We start from the raw sequence: 14,185 nt of genomic DNA, 5'->3' as shown, positions 1-14,185 counted from the left end.
TACAATTGGAATGCATTCCCCTGTAGGAGTGAGCCTGCTCGCGATGCTTTTAAAACTTCGTCTGCACCGCTAATTCAAAAGTACGCGGTGTTCCGAGGTAATACGCCGGCGAAACATGCGCAAACTCGGCATACACCTCATTGGTCAGGTTACGCACGCGCCCGGTGACGGTGGTATGCGAATCAACCTTGTAGCTGAGAAAGCTGCCGAACAATGTGTACGACGGCACGGTCATGGTATTCGCAGTATCGGCATACACCGATGCCACATATCGTGCATCCACCCCACCTTGCCATTGCGGCGAAAAATCGTAAGTCAGCCACAGATTGCCAACCCGATCCGGCACGTTGGTCGGCGTGTTGCCCTTGCGTGATACCACCACGCCGGCGGCATTCTTTTCGGTGAAATCATCGTATTGCGCATCGACCCAAGCGAAGTTGCCTTCAGCCAGCAGCTTGTCGGTGATCCGCAACGAGCTGGCGATCTCTAAACCTTTCGACGTCTGCTGACCGACCGGAATACTGCTGGTCGGGTCCAGCGGATCGGTCACGGCGAAGTCCTTTCGCTCAATGGTGTAGGCCGCAATCGTCGCCGAGCCGCGCCCGTTCAGATAATCAAATTTGCTGCCAATCTCCCATTGCTTACCGGTGGAAACGTCGAAGTCTTGCGTGCCGTTCGGTTGCTCGGCGGCGGTGCTGTATTGCACGTAGACGTTGGCCGACGGAATGAATTGGTAAGTCAGGCCGGCGCGGCCGGTGACTGGTTCCCAACTGCGCTTGAGGTGTTTCGGGTTGGTGGCGGTTACCGTGCGATGGTTGGTCACGTCGAGGTCAATGTCGTCATAGCGCAGGCCGGTGAGCAGCGACAGTTTGTCGGTCAACGCTAAACGGTTTTCCACGAACAATGCTTTGGTGGTGACCTCGTTGGTTTTGTCGCTGATCAGCTTGGGGTTGGTGCCCGGGATGTCGTAAAAATGCCCCGGACGGTAGTTGTTCGGGTCAACCGAGCTAGCGCCTTTGACGTTCAGCGGCGAGTTGGTGGTCTGGTTGACCTTGTATTCGAAGCCCGCCGACCACGTCGTATCGAGACCGAACAGCGTGTTGTCATGGCGCAACTCGAACTGGTTGCCGTTCTGCTCGCCTTGATGACGCACCTGATACGCAGTGGAGCGATTCACCGCGGTGTTGTCGGCGTTGTACTGGTAGGTTTCGAGGTTGCGGTAATCGCGTTGGCTGTCGAGGTGGTACAGCGTATTGCGCAGGGTGGTGCTGTCGTTGATCCGGTAGTCGATGATCGAACGGACCCAGATCGTCCGCTGCTCGTAGCGACCGTCCTCGACGTTGTAGTTATTGAAGCGGTTGTGTTTATCGATCTTCAACTCGCCGGCCTTGGGATTGAGCACGGGCGTGCCCCAGTACGGACTGTCTTCGTGTTCATCCTGATATTCCAGGGCCAACGTGTGCGACAGGTCGGGTGTGAGATCGCTGAGCAGCGAGAACGCCACGCTCCAGGCATCGCGCTCCTGGCGGTCGATGTAGCCGTTGCTGGTGTTGTGACTGACGTCGAGGCGCGCGTAGTGCTGCACGTCGGCGCTCGGGTCGGTGAGGGCGTGGTTGAGGCCGAAAGCGGTTTCGCTGGTGTCGTAGGTGCCGTAGCTGACCCGGCCTTCAACCGCTTGTTCATCACGGGTGGCGAGTTTGGTCACGTAGTTCAGCGATCCCCCCACCGAGCCTGCGCCGTTGATCAGCGACGACGGGCCGCCGACCAGTTCCACACGATCATAGATCCATGAATCGACGGGCCGCGCGAGTCCGCCGGAGACGTTGATGCCGTTGAACATCTGGGTGATCTGGCTGCTGGTGAAGCCACGATAGGAGACGAAGCCGCCGAACCCCGGCGGTGCGCTGGCGTTGACCCCAGGCAAGGTGTTGGCGGCGTCCTGGAAGTTCTGCGCGCCATGGCGTTCGATGTCATTGCGATTGGCGATGGCCACCGAGGCCGGCGTGTCGCGCACGCTCAAACCCAGTCGCGAGGCCATGCCGCTGGATTGGTCGAGGCTCAGACCCGGTTCTGCGCCGGACTCGCCATCGATGGTGATCGGCGCCAGATCCACGGTGGATTGCGCCCAGACGTTAACGGACAGGCAGCCGCACAGGCTCGCCAGCAGAGTGAGTTGTTTCATCATTGAATCCTGAATGCTTGTCTAGGAGTCAGCGCACAGGCAAACGCCGCGCGTTGGCGCAGTGGGCTGACAAATCAAAAAGGCAGAGACACTCAGGCGAGCGGTGGGGCGCGAGGATTGGCCGACGGCCAGGTGAAGCGGGCAGGGAGGTCGGCGCTGACGATGGGCGCCAGTGGTGGGCTGTGTTGTTCGGGCAGGATCGCTAGCGTCAGGCTGGAGTTGAACGCCGGGCCCATGCCGCCGCCGACCGAGCACAGCGGGCAGCCAAATGCCTTGGACAGGGTCGGCAGTTGTTCTTCAGTGGGGTTGCTGGCGAGCGGCGCTTGAGTGGCCGGGTCGACTGTACAGAACTGGCCGCCGATACCGTTCAGCTGCATGCCGACCATTTGTCCGTGACCGATGCTGCAGGCGAACACGTTGAACAGGACGCAGCAATAAAGCATCCAGGCCAGTAGTGAGCGATCGGAACGGGAGAATTTCATGGGGCGGCACTTTACCGTACCGCTGATCGGTCGTGCACTTGGAAAAAATGCGACTAGGCTGATTTGTTCAAATCCCTTTCCAAGGATTTCAACCATGACCTTTGTGTTGGCTCAATGGCTGGTGACAACGTTTGCGGTGATCGCCTTGATGCACGTGTATTGGGCGCTGGGTGGGCAGTGGGCGGCAGCGGTGGTGGTGCCGCAGGTGCCGGTGCGCGGATTTGTCGCAACGGTGCGGCCGGCGTTCAAGCCGTCAGGCTGGCTCACGTTGATCGTGGCGGCGGCGTTGCTGGTGATTGCTGCGTTGGTGTGTATGCGGGTTGGCTGGGGAGTGCCGGCGGTGACACACAAAGCGCTGCAATGGGTGATCAGCGCGATTGCGCTGTTGATGTTTGCCCGGGCGATTGGTGATTCGAATCTGGTCGGGTTTTTCAAGGAAGTGACGGATTCACGGTTTGCGCGACTGGACACCTGGGTGTATTCGCCGTTGTGTGCGGTATTGGGAGCGGGGTTGTTGGCGGTGGCTTGGGTTTGAGGTGAGTCGGATATCGCTATCGCGAGCAGGCTCACTCCTACATTTGGAATGCGTTCCCCTGTAGGAGTGAGCCTGCTCGCGATGGCGTCATATCAGCCCCTACAAATCTTCAGCTACCACTCTCGGTGCGGCGGCTACTGACTTCTGCCGGCACATCATCCCCAGCCATACGCTTGCGGAACAACGCCGCCCGCGCCAGCAGCAAAGTAGTCACCGGCACAGTAATCGCCAGCAAAACCGGAATCAGCCAGGCATGTATGACCGGCCCGGACTTCAGCGCCGAAAAACAGATGATCGATGCCAGCGCCACACACCATGCGCCTAGCGTCGAAGCCAGTGCCGGCGGATGCATGCGCTGGAAGAAATCCTTCATACGCAATAATCCGATCGCACCGATCAGCGCAAAAAGCCCGCTGAGCACCAGCAGGATCGCCACCGGAATCTCGATCCATAGCGACAATTCAGCATTCATTCGATCACCTCGCCACGCAGCAGGAATTTCGCCAGGGCAAACGAGCCGACGAAGCCGAACAGCGCAATCAGCAGCGCCGCTTCGAAGTAAGTGTCACTGGAATACCGAATGCCCAGGGTCAGCATCATCAGCATCGCGACGATGTACAGGTAGTCCAGCGCCAAGACCCGATCTTGCGCCGAAGGGCCTTTGAACAGGCGCACCAGGGTCAGCACCATCGCCAGCGAGAACAGGAACAGCGTCAGCAGGATCGCGTTCGACAGTAATGGGCTCATTCGAAAATCTCCATCAGCGGCCGCTCGTAGGTGCTCTTGAAGTGCTCGATGAACTGCGCTTCGTCATCCAGATCCCAGACGTGCAACAACAGAATGCTGCGATCCAGCGACAGTTCCGACCATACCGTGCCGGGCACCACCGTGCAGATCATCGCCAGCGTTGCGAGGCCGTGAGCATCGCGCAGGTCCAGCGGGACTTTGACAAATCCCGAGCGCGGAGGGCGGCGACCGGCATTGAGCACGCCCCACGCGACGATCAGGTTGGACATCACCACGTCACGACCGACGAGCAGAAACAGGCGCAGAATCGTTCCCGGACGGCGAATGCGAACTTGTTTCGGGCGCAGTTTGCGCATCATCAACGGCGCAGCAAAACCCAGTATCGCGCCGAGCAGCAGATTGCCCGGGCTGATCGATAGGTTCAGGGTCAGCCACAAGGCGCACAGCGCCAACGACAATAAAGGTGCAGGAAACACGCGCTTCATGGCTGCACCTCCAGCATCGCCGATTTGGCTTCCGGGCTCGGGACGGCGCGGGTGCCGAGCACCGCCATGACGTATTGCTGCGGGTTGTTCAGTGCCTCGGCGGTGGCCTGGGTGTAGCGCAGCAGGGGCTCAGCCTTGAAGGTCAAGACGATGCTCAGCCCCAACAACAGGAAGATCGGCGCGCATTCGAGTTTGCGCAGCAGCGGCGAAGGGCGCTCCTCCGGGGTCCAGAAGCGCTGGATGCCGAGGCGCGAGAACGCCATCAACGACGTCAGCCCGGTGAGGATCAGCAGTGCCAGCAACGCCCAGGCCGCGTTGGATATCGGCGCGCCGGTGCCCAGGCCTAGCGGATTGAGCAAGGCGCCGATCAGGCTGAGTTTGCCGATAAATCCGGACAGCGGCGGCATGCCGATAATCAGCAAAGCGCAGGCGATGAAGCTCAGGCCGAGAAACGCCATAGTCCACGGGATAACCTGGCCGACCACGGCTTTCTGCTCGTCATCGAGGTTGATGCCTTTGGGCGGTTGCAGGGATTCCTGTGGGCGTGGCAGCAGTTCGCTTTCGTCTTCCAGCGGGATCTCGTTGGCCGAACGCGAACGTTCGATCAGTTCTGCCAGCAGGAACAGTGCACTCAGCGCCAGGGTCGAGCTGACCAGATAGAACAGCGCCGCGCCGATCAGGTTTGGCTGGGCGAAACCGACGGCCGATAACAGAATCCCCGCCGACACCAGAATGCTCAGGCTGGCCATGCGCTCCAGCCGTTGCGCGGCCAGAATCGCCAGCGCCGCACAGGCCATCGTCGCCATGCCGCCGTAGATCAGCCAGTCGCCACCAAAGAATGCCGACGCTCCGGCCTGGCCGGAAAACAACAGGGTCCACAGACGCAGCAGGGTGTACACGCCAACCTTGGTCATGATCGCGAACATCGCCGCCACCGGTGCACTGGCGGAAGAATAGGCGGGTACGAGCCAGAAGTTCAGCGGCCACATGCCGGCCTTGGCCAGGAAGGCGACGGCGAGAATCCCCGCGCCGGCGTGCAACAAGCCGCGGTCGGCTTCCGGTACCAGCGGAATCTTCAGTGCCAGATCGGCCATGTTCAGCGTGCCGGTGACACCGTAGATCAGGGCCGCGCCAATCAGAAACAGCGACGAGGCAAGCAGGTTGATCGAGATGTAATGCAACCCCGACGAGACCCGTGCCCGACCCGAGCCGTGCAGCAACAGGCCATAAGACGCGGCGAGCAAGACTTCGAAGAATACGAACAGGTTGAACAGATCCGCCGTCAGAAACGCGCCGTACAGGCCCATCAACTGAATCTGGAACAGCGCGTGGAAGCTTGAACCGGCGCCGTCCCAACGGGCCATGGCAAACAGCAGGGCGCTGACGCCGATGATCCCGGTCAGCACCAGCATCAGCGCCGACAGGCGATCAACCACCAGCACAATGCCGAACGGCGCCTGCCAGTTGCCCGGCAGGTAAACCCCGATGGAGCCGGGCACGCCGGTGGTTTGCGTCCATTGCAGCAACAGCACCGAAATGAACAGGCCGACGAGGCTGGAGAACAGGTTGATTTTTGCCTTCAACGGTCGGTGCCGCTCGCCGAGCATCAGCATGATGGCGGCGGTCAGCAGCGGCAGCAGGATCGGTGCGGCGATCAGGTGAGTCATCGCCATCATTCCTTAGGCTCCCGGCCGTCAACGTGGTCGGTGCCGGTCAAACCGCGTGAAGCGAGCAGCACGACGAGGAACAGCGCGGTCATGGCGAAACTGATGACGATCGCGGTGAGTACCAGTGCCTGTGGCAGCGGGTCGGTGTAGTGCAACAAATCCTGGGTGACACCGTCCTTGATCACCGGCTCCTTGCCGATGAACAGGCTGCCCATGCTGAAGATGAACAGGTTGACGCCATACGACAGCAGGCACAGGCCCATGACCACCTGGAATGTCCGTGGCCGCAGGATCAGCCAGACGCCGGACGCGGCGAGCACGCCGATGGCGATTGCGATGACTTCTTCCATCAGACGGCTCCTTTACTAGCGACGGACTTGGGCAGCGATGCGGTCTTGTGACCCCGCACCGATTGGTGGGCGAGGGCGGTGAGGATCAACAGCGTCGAACCGACCACCACGCCGTACACGCCAATGTCGAAGAACAGCGCGCTGGCGACATGGATGTCACCCAGCACTGGCAAGCTGAAATGCCAGGTGTGTGTGGTCAGGAACGGATAACCGACCAGCATCGCGCCCAGACCTGTAGCGGTGGCGAATAGCAATCCGGTGCCCATCCAGCGCAACGGCCGCAGGCTCATTTGTGCCTCGACCCACTGTGTACCGGCGACCATGTATTGCAGGATGAAAGCCACCGACATCACCAGGCCGGCGACGAAACCGCCGCCCGGTTGGTTGTGCCCGCGCATGAACAGGTAGCACGACACTACCAGCGCAATCGGCAGCAGCAGACGCACCAGCACTGCCGGCACCATCATGAAGCCGAGCGCGGTGTCGCTGGCGGAACGCGGGTTGACCAGATCGGTGACCACGTCCGGTGCCAGCAAGCGTTGCTGGGCTGGCAATTGCAGGCTTTCTTTCGGAGGACGGAAGCGCCGCAGCAGGGCGAATACGGTCAGCGCCACGGCAACCAGCACGGTGATTTCGCCGAGGGTGTCGAAGCCACGGAAATCCACCAGCATCACGTTGACCACGTTGCTGCCGCCGCCCTCAGGCATGGCGCGGCTCAGGTAGAACGAGGAGATGTCGTTCGGCGTTTGCCGCGTCAGCATCGCGTAGGACAGCAGCGCCATGCCGCCGCCGACGGCAATCGACAATAGCAAGTCGCGCAGACGACGAATGCGTGCTTTGCGCAGGCTGCTCGGCAGTGGCGAGACTTCTTCGATGCGGCGTGGCAACCAGCGCAGGCCGAGCAGAATCAGCACGGTGGTGACCACTTCCACTGCCAGTTGCGTCAGGGCCAGATCCGGAGCGGAGAACCAGACGAAGGTCACGCAGGTCATCAACCCGCAGACGCTGACCATGGTCAGGGCGGCGAGACGGTGATACTTGGCTTGCCACGCGGCGCCGAGCGCGCAGGCGATGGCCAGCAACCACAGGGTCACGAAGACAATGGAACCGGGGATTTTCGGCCGGTCGCCCCAGCTCAGCGTGCTGTGCAACATCGGGATCAGGCCGGCGAGTACCGCCGCCAATACCATCAGGAACAATTGCATTTGCAGGCGCTTGGTGCCGAGTCGTCGCTCCAAGCGTCGGGCCATACGCATCATGACGACCAGACTACGCTCGAACAGGCGCTTGCCGTTGAAGCGGCCCACCAGTGGCGGATATTTGAAACGTCCGCGCTTGAGCTGATTGCGCAGCAACAGATAGACGATGATGCCGCCGGACATGGCAATCAGGCTCATGATCATCGGTGCGTTCAGACCGTGCCAGATCGCCAGGCTGTATTCCGGCAGTGTGCCGCCAACCACTGGCAATGCCGCTGCCGCGAGCAATGGGCCGACGATCTGCGCCGGGAAAATCCCCACCAGCAAGCAAGTGAATACCAAAAGCTCTACCGGCGCACGCATCCAGCGCGGCGGCTCGTGCGGAGTGTGTGGCAGGTCAGTGGCCGGCGGGCCGAAGAACACATCGACGGTGAAGCGCAACGAGTAGGCAACGCTGAATGTACCGGCGATGGTCGCGACAATCGGCAGCGCCGCTTCAACCCACGCAGTGGCATTGATGAACACGGTTTCGGCGAAGAACATCTCTTTCGACAGGAAGCCGTTAAGCAGCGGCACACCTGCCATCGAGGCGCTGGCAACCATGGCCAGCGTCGCGGTGAAGGGAATCAGTTTGATCAGGCCGCTGAGTTTGCGGATATCGCGAGTACCGCTTTCATGGTCGATGATGCCCGCGGCCATGAACAGCGAGGCTTTGAATGTCGCGTGATTGAGGATGTGGAATACCGCCGCCACAGCGGCCAACGGACTATTGAGACCCAACAACAGCGTGATCAGGCCGAGGTGGCTGATGGTCGAGTAAGCGAGCAGACCTTTGAGATCGTTCTGGAACATCGCGCAATAGGCGCCGAGCAACAGCGTACACGCTCCAGCGCCGCTGACGATGTAGAACCATTCTTCGCTGCCGGACAGCGACGGCCACAGACGCGCGAGCAGGAAAACCCCGGCCTTGACCATGGTCGCCGAATGCAGATAGGCCGAAACCGGAGTCGGCGCCGCCATTGCGTGGGGCAGCCAGAAGTGGAAAGGGAACTGCGCGCTTTTGCTGAGGGCGCCAATGAGAATCAGGGGAAGGAGGATAGGGTAGAGCGAATGTGCGCGAATCATGTCGCCGGCGGCCAGGACCTTGTCGAGGTCATAGCTGCCGACGACATGGCCGAGAATCATGACCCCCGCCAGCAGGCATAACCCGCCGGCACCGGTGACCATCAACGCCATATAAGCACCGCGACGGGCGTCGGCGCGGTGGTGCCAGTAACCGATCAACAGGAACGAGAAGAGGCTGGTCAGCTCCCAGAAAAACACGATTTGAATCAGATTGCCGGAGATGACCAGACCGAGCATGGCGCCCATGAACGCCAGAAAAAACGCGAAGAAACGCGGCACCGGATCGTCCGGGGACATGTAATAACGGGCATAGAGAGAAACGAGCGTGCCGATGCCAAGTACCAGCATCGAAAACAGCCAGGCGAAACCGTCCATACGCAGAACGAAGTTCAGACCGAGGCTGGGCAGCCACATGAACTCTTCGCGGATCACGCCGCCGTGGGCAATTTGCGGGTACAACATCGCGACCTGGACGGTGCCGATCAAAGCGACCAGACCTGCCAACAGTGATTCGGTATTACGCGCGTTGTGAGGCAGCACCGCTGCCAGACAGCTGCCAATGAATGGCAGAAGCAGTAGAACTATCAGGGACATAGGCTTCTAATCTGCGGAAGTTTGTGAAGCATCATACGTGCCAGCTCCCCGATCACCAAACGCCAGGATGTCTCAGAATCCTACAAAGTAGTCTGGAATTTTCTGTTTGGCATTGTTTCAGGTAGATCGATGTTGCTTGGAATGGCCTCATCGCGAGCAGGCTCATTCCTACAGGGGGGAACGCATTTCAAGTGTAGGAGTGAGCCTGCTCGCGATAGCTATAGTCCAGGCACTAAAGATATTGCAGATTAACCTTGAGTTTCTCGCTCCAGCTCTGCTTCGGCTTCTGCAACCTTACCCTTGGTCTTCAATTCACTGACAATCACCGCCGCGACAATCAACCCGGCGCCCACCAGCGCAATCGCCGGCAACCGCTCCCCGGCAATCCGCCCGACAATCCCGGCCCACACCGGCTCACCGGCATAGATCAACGTCGCCCGGGTTGGCGAAACACTCTTCTGCGCCCAGTTCATCGCCACCTGAATCGCCGCACTCGCCGCGCCCAACCCCAGCGCGGTCACCAGCAGGGTCCAGGAAAAGTCCGGTATCAATTCGCCAGTCGGCACCACCAGCAGGAACGACAACACCGAAGTCGTGGCCAGTTGCACCACGGTGACCCGACGCACATCCACCTGGCCGGCGTAGGTACTGATCAAAATGATTTCGGCGGCAATCGCGATCGCACTGATCAATGTGGCGATTTCACCTGGACTGAAATTCAGCTCAGCCCCGGACGGCCCCGACAGCAGCATCAAACCGGTGAACGCCAACATGATGCCAATACTCGGCATCAGGCCCGGACGACGCCCGAGCACCAGCCATTGCAGCAACGGCACGAACGGCACATACAACGCAGTAATGAACGCCGACTGACTACTCGGAATGGTTTGCAGCCCGACCGTCTGCAAGCCGTAACCAAGCATGATCGCCACGCCAATAAAGGCGCCGGCCTTGAGTTCGAACAGGGTCAGTTCGCGTAGATGACGCCATGAGAACAGCGCAACGATACAAGCCGCTGCCGCAAAACGCAGGCCGACAAAAAACATCGGGCCGCTGACCGTCATCGCGTGCTGCACCAGCAGGAACGTGCCGCCCCAGACCATGGTAATCAGCACCAGCACGCACTCGGCTTTGCTGAAACGAGAGAAACGGAGGGGAGTGGGGGAGCTGTTCTGCGACGTCATGACCTTGCGCACTATAAAAAGGAGGCCGCACAATGCGCCCAACGTTGCGCAGTATACTGCCCAACCTCACCGAGTGAGCAATATAGTGCACAAAGATTCAATGCAACGGGCATCCGTCCTGCAACACGTCAGCCAGAACGTCCGGCGTCTGCGGCATGCCGCCGACCTGAGTCAGACCGCGCTGGCAGAAAAGTCCGGTGTCAGTCGGCGAATGCTGGTGGCGATCGAGGCGGGCGAGAAGAATGTCAGCCTGACCACCCTTGATCGCGTCGCCGAAGCGCTCGATGTAGCGTTCAGCGATCTGATCCAGGCGCCGGATGCGCGTGATCCGAGCCGCATCAATGAGGTGGCTTGGGCGGGCACTCACCCAGGCAGCAAAGCGGTGCTGCTCTCCAAAGCCACGGCGACGCGCGAAGTCGAGCAATGGGAATGGTGCCTGCAACCGGGCGAGGTCTACCCCTCGCAAGCCGATGCCGAGGGCTGGAGCGAGCAGATTTTCGTCTTTGAGGGTTGCCTGACCCTGATGCTCGGCGATCAGCCGCAGCACATCGGCACGGGCGAGTTTTTTATGTTTGCCAGTAACCAGCCGCATTCCTATCGCAACGATGGGGATGTGCCGGCGCGGTTTGTTCGTAATGTGGTGATTTGAATGAATCAGCGTGCAGACATCCTGATTATCGGCGGCGGCCTCAGCGGCACGATGCTGGCCGTGCAATTGTTGCGTCTGCCGGGCCGGCGCCATGTCCTGATTATCGAACCGCGTGCCGAGATCGGTCGAGGCGAGGCCTATAGCGCGGTCGAGTTGGGTCACACGCTCAACGGCAACGCCGCGCGCATGAGCGTTGATCCGGATAATCCCGATGACCTGACGCAGTGGCTCACCGAGCACATTACTGCTGGCGGCTGGCCAGAGTCTGCCGAGCAGAAGGTGCCGATCAGTGAACTGTTTCCGCCGCGTGGATTGTTCGGGGTCTATGTGCAGCAGCGCTTGGCCGAAGCGCGCCGTGTCGGTGCGAGAAATGGCTCAAGCGTTGAACACCTTCGCGCGGAGGTCGTCGACCTGCAGGTCGAGGCCGATTCGGTGCAGATCACACTGAGCAATGGTCAGGCACTGCGCGGTGGCTACGCGGTCCTGGCGACTGGAATGTTCCCGGCCGCGCGAACCCCGCAGAAAACCTCCAGTGGTCTCAACGCCGCAGCGCTCGATCCTTGGGACGTCGCTGCTATGCGTCAACTCGACCCGCAATCGACCGTGCTGATCATCGGCTCCGGCCTGACCATGGTCGATGCCGTGGTGTCACTGGAACAAGCCGGGCATCGCGGGCCGATCGAAGTGTTTTCCCGCCATGGTTTGTTGCCCCATGTGCGCCGACAACCGCCGGCCTGGGTGGATTTTCTTGGCGACGATCACAGCCTGTGCACGCCTCGGCAGCTGTTGCGCGAATTGCGTCGGCAATGCCAGGCAGCCATCGCACAAGGCATCGATTGGCAAGCGCCGCTGGACGCGGTTCGCGTGCACATCGCCCGCTTATGGAGCCAGGCGACTGACACGCAGCGTCGACAATTCGTACGGCATGTACGTCCGTGGTGGGAAAGTCATCACCACCGTTCGCCGCCGTTGAGTGCGGCGCTGGTTGAGCGTCTTTATAAAGAAGGGCGATTGCGTATTCAGGCAGCTTCGTTCAAAGGGCTTGAGGCAAGTCCGGACGGTGGCGTCCGTATTCGCATTCGGCGGCGCGGTGAGTCGCAAACCTGCGTGGTGCAAGGCGCCGCGTTGATCAATTCCAGCGGTATCGAATACGACTGGCGCCGAGTGGCGCGACCGTTGCCGCAGCAGGTGCTGGCGCGTGGTCTGGTGCAACCGGGGCCATTGGCGTTGGGGATCGCGGCGACCGTGGATGGCGCGGTGCTGGATGCCGAGGGGCGCGCGGCTGGCCGGTTGTTTGCCATGGGGCCGCCATTGCGCGGGATGTGGTGGGAAAGCACGGCGGTGACGGATGTGGCGTTGCAGGCCAAGGCGTTGGCGGCGCGGTTGGTGGGATAAGGTTGATAGTGTTCTTTCGGGCCTCTTCGCGAGCAGGCTCGCTCCCACAGGGGGACTTGGGTTGTAAACACCCTTTGCGCTACACACCAGACCCTGTGGGAGCGAGCCTGCTCGCGAAATCGGTGGATCAGTCGACATCACAGCGACTGATATACCGCTATCGCGAGCAGGCTCGCTCCTACATTTGTTGCGTGGTAACCGAAAGAGTTACGCCACCACTCGATAACACGGCACATACGCCGCGCCGCCCGGCAGTTTCATCCGGTGTTGGGCGACGAAGGCTTTGAGCAGCGCATCGAGCGGTTGCATGATCGCCGCGTCACCACGGATCTGGTACGGCCCGTGTTCTTCGATCAGGCGAATGCCCTTGTCCTTGACGTTGCCGGCGACAATGCCCGAGAACGCTCGGCGCAGGTTGGCCGCCAGTTCGTGCGGTGGCTGGTCGCGGTGCAGTTTCAGGTTGGCCATGTTTTCGTGGGTCGGATCGAACGGGCGCTGGAAGCCTTCGTCGATTTTCAGCAGCCAGTTGAAGTGGAACGCATCGTTACGCTCGCGGCGGAACTGCTTCACCGCTTTCAGGCCTTGAGTCATCTGCCGCGCCACTTCGGCCGGGTCGTCGATGATGATTTCGTAGTGCTGCTTGGCCGCTTCGCCCAGAGTCGCGATGACGAAGGCGTCGAGTTGTTCCAGATACGGCGCGGCATGTTTCGGCCCGGTGAGGATCACCGGGAACGGCAGCCCCTTGTTGTCCGGGTGCATCAGGATGCCCAACAGATAGAGGAACTCTTCAGCCGTACCGGCGCCGCCTGGGAAAATGATGATGCCGTGGCCAACGCGCACGAAGGCTTCCAGACGTTTCTCGATGTCCGGCAGGATCACCAGCTCGTTGACGATCGGGTTCGGCGCTTCGGCAGCAATGATGCCCGGCTCGGTCAAACCCAGGTAACGACCGCCATGAATACGCTGTTTGGCGTGGGCAATGGTCGCGCCTTTCATCGGGCCTTTCATCACGCCGGGGCCGCAGCCGGTGCAGATGTCGAGGCTGCGCAGGCCCAGTTCGTGGCCGACTTTCTTGGTGTATTTGTATTCTTCGGTGTTGATCGAGTGGCCGCCCCAGCACACGACGATTTTCGGCTCGACACCCGGACGCAACGTGCGCGCATTGCGCAGCAGGTGGAAGACGTAATCACTGATGCCTTGCGAGGTGCTCAGGTCGATGCGTTGGCTGTCGAGTTCGTTTTCGGTGTAGACGATGTCGCGCAGGGCGCTGAACAACATTTCGCGGGTGCTGGCGATCATTTCGCCGTCAACGAAGGCGTCGGCCGGAGCGTTCAGCAGCTCCAGGCGTACACCGCGATCCTGTTGGTGAATGCGGATTTCGAAGTCCTTGTAGGCTTCGAGGATGGTCTTGGCGTTGTCGACATGGGCGCCGGTGTTGAGGATGGCCAGGGCGCACTGGCGGAAGAGGGTGTAGGTGCTGCCGGATCCGGCTTCGCTCAGTTGCTGAACTTCACGTTGAGAAAGGGTTTCCAGGCTGCCTTTCGGGCTGACCGAGGCATTGATTACGTGTCGTTGGGTCATGCAATGATCC

13 protein-coding genes are annotated in these 14,185 nt (G+C 60.6%); 3 read left to right on the top strand and 10 right to left on the bottom strand.

Features of this window, described 5'->3' with window-relative positions; genetic code table 11:
* Nucleotides 1–49: 49 nt before the first annotated feature.
* A complete protein-coding gene (locus CKW14_RS17085; protein ID WP_095125730.1) occupies nucleotides 50–2,182 on the bottom strand; it encodes a TonB-dependent siderophore receptor in 2,133 nt (710 codons plus the stop codon).
* Between the two features lie 92 nt (nucleotides 2,183–2,274).
* Nucleotides 2,275–2,664: a DUF2946 domain-containing protein gene (locus tag CKW14_RS17080; RefSeq protein ID WP_016982997.1), complete on the bottom strand. Its 390-nt coding sequence runs from the start codon at nucleotides 2,662–2,664 to the stop codon at nucleotides 2,275–2,277.
* A 94-nt stretch (nucleotides 2,665–2,758) separates the two neighbouring features.
* Between CKW14_RS17080 and CKW14_RS17075 the strand changes: the two genes are divergently transcribed.
* A complete protein-coding gene (locus tag CKW14_RS17075) occupies nucleotides 2,759–3,199 on the top strand; it encodes a DUF3995 domain-containing protein (RefSeq protein WP_095050003.1) in 441 nt (146 codons plus the stop codon).
* Between the two features lie 109 nt (nucleotides 3,200–3,308).
* On the opposite strand, the gene CKW14_RS17070 is transcribed toward CKW14_RS17075, so the two are convergent.
* The 7 genes from CKW14_RS17070 to CKW14_RS17040 form a co-directional block, all read right to left on the bottom strand.
* Nucleotides 3,309–3,671 (bottom strand): Na+/H+ antiporter subunit G, encoded by a 363-nt coding sequence (locus CKW14_RS17070; protein WP_093437301.1) that lies wholly within the window; start codon nucleotides 3,669–3,671, stop codon nucleotides 3,309–3,311.
* Nucleotides 3,668–3,946, bottom strand: coding sequence for a K+/H+ antiporter subunit F (locus tag CKW14_RS17065; RefSeq protein ID WP_007910754.1), 279 nt, complete (start codon nucleotides 3,944–3,946; stop codon nucleotides 3,668–3,670). The genes CKW14_RS17070 and CKW14_RS17065 overlap by 4 nt, the downstream gene beginning before the upstream one ends.
* The gene (locus tag CKW14_RS17060; protein WP_095125729.1) at nucleotides 3,943–4,431 is read right to left on the bottom strand and encodes a Na+/H+ antiporter subunit E; all 489 of its coding nucleotides are present in this window, start codon (nucleotides 4,429–4,431) and stop codon (nucleotides 3,943–3,945) included. Before CKW14_RS17060 ends, CKW14_RS17065 begins: the two co-directional genes overlap by 4 nt.
* On the bottom strand, nucleotides 4,428–6,107 hold the full coding sequence (locus CKW14_RS17055) for a monovalent cation/H+ antiporter subunit D (RefSeq protein WP_095050005.1): 1,680 nt from the start codon (nucleotides 6,105–6,107) through the stop codon (nucleotides 4,428–4,430). Before CKW14_RS17055 ends, CKW14_RS17060 begins: the two co-directional genes overlap by 4 nt.
* Nucleotides 6,104–6,448 carry a Na+/H+ antiporter subunit C gene (locus CKW14_RS17050; protein ID WP_007910763.1) on the bottom strand — a complete coding sequence of 115 codons (345 nt, stop codon included), beginning with the start codon at nucleotides 6,446–6,448 and terminating at the stop codon, nucleotides 6,104–6,106. The genes CKW14_RS17055 and CKW14_RS17050 overlap by 4 nt, the downstream gene beginning before the upstream one ends.
* On the bottom strand, nucleotides 6,448–9,366 hold the full coding sequence (locus CKW14_RS17045) for a monovalent cation/H+ antiporter subunit A (protein WP_095125728.1): 2,919 nt from the start codon (nucleotides 9,364–9,366) through the stop codon (nucleotides 6,448–6,450). Before CKW14_RS17045 ends, CKW14_RS17050 begins: the two co-directional genes overlap by 1 nt.
* A 248-nt stretch (nucleotides 9,367–9,614) precedes the next feature.
* Complete coding sequence (locus CKW14_RS17040; protein WP_095050007.1) at nucleotides 9,615–10,550, bottom strand: DMT family transporter; 936 nt, start codon at nucleotides 10,548–10,550, stop codon at nucleotides 9,615–9,617.
* Between the two features lie 85 nt (nucleotides 10,551–10,635).
* Between CKW14_RS17040 and CKW14_RS17035 the strand changes: the two genes are divergently transcribed.
* Nucleotides 10,636–11,199: a helix-turn-helix domain-containing protein gene (locus CKW14_RS17035; protein WP_093437325.1), complete on the top strand. Its 564-nt coding sequence runs from the start codon at nucleotides 10,636–10,638 to the stop codon at nucleotides 11,197–11,199.
* Entirely contained in the window at nucleotides 11,200–12,594 is a 1,395-nt protein-coding gene (locus tag CKW14_RS17030) for an FAD/NAD(P)-binding protein (protein WP_095125727.1), read from the top strand. It abuts the gene before it with no gap.
* A 207-nt stretch (nucleotides 12,595–12,801) separates the two neighbouring features.
* Here CKW14_RS17030 and ppnN read toward each other — a convergent pair whose 3' ends face one another.
* Nucleotides 12,802–14,175: a nucleotide 5'-monophosphate nucleosidase PpnN gene (gene ppnN, locus CKW14_RS17025; protein WP_007910770.1), complete on the bottom strand. Its 1,374-nt coding sequence runs from the start codon at nucleotides 14,173–14,175 to the stop codon at nucleotides 12,802–12,804.
* Between the last annotated feature and the right edge of the window lie 10 nt (nucleotides 14,176–14,185).

This window comes from Pseudomonas sp. Irchel s3a12, from assembly GCF_900187485.1.
GTDB lineage: Bacteria > Pseudomonadota > Gammaproteobacteria > Pseudomonadales > Pseudomonadaceae > Aquipseudomonas > Aquipseudomonas neuropathica.
Note: the sequence above shows the minus strand (reverse complement) of the source record. Positions and strands in the feature narration are given on the sequence as shown.